Below are 2979 nucleotides of genomic sequence, written 5' to 3' on the forward strand. Positions count from 1 at the left end.
TGATCGCTCGCCGATGGTCTCAGGTAACGGACGCAACCACAGCAATTCTAGAGTACTGACGCGGCCGCAAGAATTGTTGCATCGCAATTAGCAAGCGGAAAAAAGTGGGAATCGACATGCCCCGAAAAAACGCAGGACATGGTTGGAGCGGATCGCCAGCACATAGGCCTGTCCCCGTTTCTCCAGCATGCACCTGAACTGATAATCCGACCCATAGAGCGCATCCGCCAGCACGAAAGCGCACGGAATGCCTTCATCGAGAATTCGGGGGACCATCTCGCGCGCCATCGCCGGCTTGGTGGCGAAGGCCACATCCTCGGGCACACAGGCCTTGGCCCGCCGCTCCTGGTTCTCCGCCCCGAATACCCCCACCTGGCAGTTCTCCACCCGCCCGGCCGTGCCGGAATACTGCCGCGCCACGCCGACCGAATGTTCTCCTTTCTTCACAAAGCCAGTCTCATCGACCACAAGGACGCCGTCAGCGTCGCCCAGCGCGTCGATCACGTAGCGGCGAACCCGATCACAAAGCGTCCGCCGACCAGGACGAACGGGCCAGAAGCGACTGCAGCCGATAGGTCGGTCATGCCCGGCTTCTTCTGCCAACATCCAACCTGTCTTGCGCTCGGCGACAAAAGCCCGTCAATGAATGCGCCAGCCGACACCCGCTGTTCAACACGCTTGAAGACCGGCGCGAGGAACTGCTTCGCCTCGGCCAGGGCCTCCCGCCAAGAAAAACATTGCCGCAGATTGCTGGAAAGCATGGTGTGGCCGGAAGGCAGAATTTGCCCTTCCTGTGGCTATCGACACTCGATAGCCAGTGCCGGGCGGAACACGAGTAAACGGCGGGCTCGTCCAGGTCTCTATCAATGTTCCAGTGGCGAATGCCGCTTCCGGTCCACCGTGACGACACACGTCGTCGCTGATTGGAATGCCAAGACGGTTCATCACGCGCTCCTGGCAGGCTGTCGATGCTGTAACCAAGAGAGTGAACAATTTCAGCTACCTGACGCGTCCGGCATGCGCAGCCAGAAATGTATTTCGGGCAATCGATCAAGCCAAGCACCACACAAATGGAGGAAGACCTGATTAACTGCCGCGCGACATCCGGCTTAAAATTGACGAAATCGGTCATGGTGTTGAGTGCTGCGTACAAAACGGCACTGGCCTACGTACCGTTGAAGGCGGCGCTCGCGGAGCGACCAAGTCTGGCTGCCGCCCCGACACTAGCACCGGAAATGCGCTCTCCGAGCTTAAGATCGCTGCCGGCAATTTCCTGTCCCTCGATCAGGCGATTCCCAATGAGGCGGACAATCTCCGGGCTTTCCGCAAACTTGGTGTGGTTGGTGGTATCGCCGACCTTTAGCTGGGTCAGATTTATTACCACAATGTTGAATTCCTTTAGTTTGGATCTATAGGGCTCCTTGTCTGGATCGAGGGAGCCGACGCGGTCGATGTCCCCTCCGAGCCAGCGAGACAGCGCGAGTGCCTTGTCGTCGCGCGATAGGAAAATCGTGATGCGCGGCCGAGGCTCGCTCATTTGGAGCAGCTGGCTGCGGAACACCTCAACATCGAGATCAGGCGCGGCCATGATAACGTTTTTGATCTTTGGAAATATTCGGCCTTGCCTGATCGACATTTGCCTCAAGGCTTCCACCATCGTCCAATTACCCATGGAATGCGCCATCACCGTGATGTCCGACACGTTTGGGTTCGTTGCCGCGCGGGTGAGGAGATATTCCAACGCATCTCTGGAATATGTGGCGCTCTCCTTGTCATAGACATAATCGAGGACCCGCCCGCGCGACGGCCAGGTAAAAAGCACTGGAGCAGCTTCGGTCCCAGAATCGTGGGTGATCTGAGCAAGTCTATACGCCGCCGAGACGAATGTGTTGTTAAAGCCATGCACGAAGACGAATAGCTTCCGCTTTTTGCCCGCGACGTTGAGGAACCATTTGTCGACGTCCGCAGCATTCATGTCATTGGCTTTGGTTGCCACAAAATCCGTCCTCGCATCCGGCTTCGGACCCTTTGGCCATTGGACCTCTCCTATCTTCCTCGATTTATCCGGAGGAATGGACACGACGAGATTATAAAGGGAGCGATTTCTCGCCCGCTCTCCGGTGTAAATTACGCCCGGAACGGACGACCGCTCCCTCGTCGACATGACGAGCATGTCCACCTGGTCTACCCCCGGAGGCAGGCGCGCCTCGGCTCCTTCCATAAGGGCTATGTGATGTTGTTGGGAAGCGCAGCCAGTGCACCAAACAACCAGCCACAGGAGACAAATCGCACGCAGTTTGTTCGAACGCTTTGCGAATGTTGGCATGAAACGCTTTTCCCGCTGTCGTCGTGAGAACATTAGACGACATGCTGTCCATTTTCTATGCCGTTAGTTCTTGTCTGTCGTGGGCGTGCCTGCGAGGCTGCAATGAGGCTGTCAGCGTAAGGTTGCAATAGATCCCAGAGCACCGTGGTTGTTGGTGTAGGCCGTGGCGATGCTCTGCTGCCCGGCGGTATTCTGCCCGGATCGCCGGGGGACTTCGCCCCTAACGACTTTGGAACGGGTGATGTGCCGCAAATGTGGGATGGTTGGCTTTTTCATTGCCAGCGATCTCGCCAACGTCAACGGACACATGGACGCTCGTTCGAGAGTTTGAAGTTCCGATGCAAGGAACGCGATGTCGTCGAAGTCGTTCCCTTTGAGGATGACCGCGACCGGATCAACAAAAAGCGAATCGTTTGGCGCCCGGTGCAGATGTGACTGCGATGAGAGTGTTGATTCTCGATACGATCGGCGCACTAATCGACGGCAATATGGGGCGTTGTCACCTTGTTTCCAGGACAGCGCATTAAGGCACTTCAGGGCAAGATCACTTGCACCGCTGCGCGTGACGCCTTCATTGAGGCTACGAAGGAAGCCGACATTTATATCGGAAAGCAGAGATTGTAGCATTAATCCCGTTTCTTCATCCGTTTTCT

General features: G+C 56.7%; 4 protein-coding genes and 1 pseudogene. 1 reads left to right on the top strand and 4 read right to left on the bottom strand.

Translation table 11 applies throughout. The annotated features are described in order from the left end of the window. Positions 1–87: 87 nt before the first annotated feature. Positions 88–504, bottom strand: coding sequence for a transposase (locus AAAC48_RS18780; RefSeq protein ID WP_340655644.1), 417 nt, complete (start codon positions 502–504; stop codon positions 88–90). Beyond that, positions 501–761 carry a hypothetical protein gene (locus AAAC48_RS18785; protein WP_340655647.1) on the bottom strand — a complete coding sequence of 87 codons (261 nt, stop codon included), beginning with the start codon at positions 759–761 and terminating at the stop codon, positions 501–503. The genes AAAC48_RS18780 and AAAC48_RS18785 overlap by 4 nt, the downstream gene beginning before the upstream one ends. Here AAAC48_RS18785 and AAAC48_RS18790 point away from each other — a divergent pair. Then, positions 679–912 (top strand): annotated as a pseudogene (locus AAAC48_RS18790) (transposase); the annotation flags it as partial. The gene AAAC48_RS18785 and the pseudogene AAAC48_RS18790 sit on opposite strands and share 83 nt — an antisense overlap. A gap of 253 nt (positions 913–1165) precedes the next feature. On the opposite strand, the gene AAAC48_RS18795 reads toward AAAC48_RS18790, so the two are convergent. Next, positions 1166–2326, bottom strand: coding sequence for an alpha/beta hydrolase (locus AAAC48_RS18795; RefSeq protein ID WP_340655645.1), 1161 nt, complete (start codon positions 2324–2326; stop codon positions 1166–1168). 111 nt (positions 2327–2437) lie between these two features. Continuing rightward, positions 2438–2979 (bottom strand): hypothetical protein (locus tag AAAC48_RS18800; protein ID WP_340655646.1); only part of this gene is annotated, 542 nt, incomplete at its 5' end.

It is taken from the genome of Phyllobacterium sp. (assembly GCF_037994405.1).
GTDB lineage: Bacteria > Pseudomonadota > Alphaproteobacteria > Rhizobiales > Rhizobiaceae > Phyllobacterium.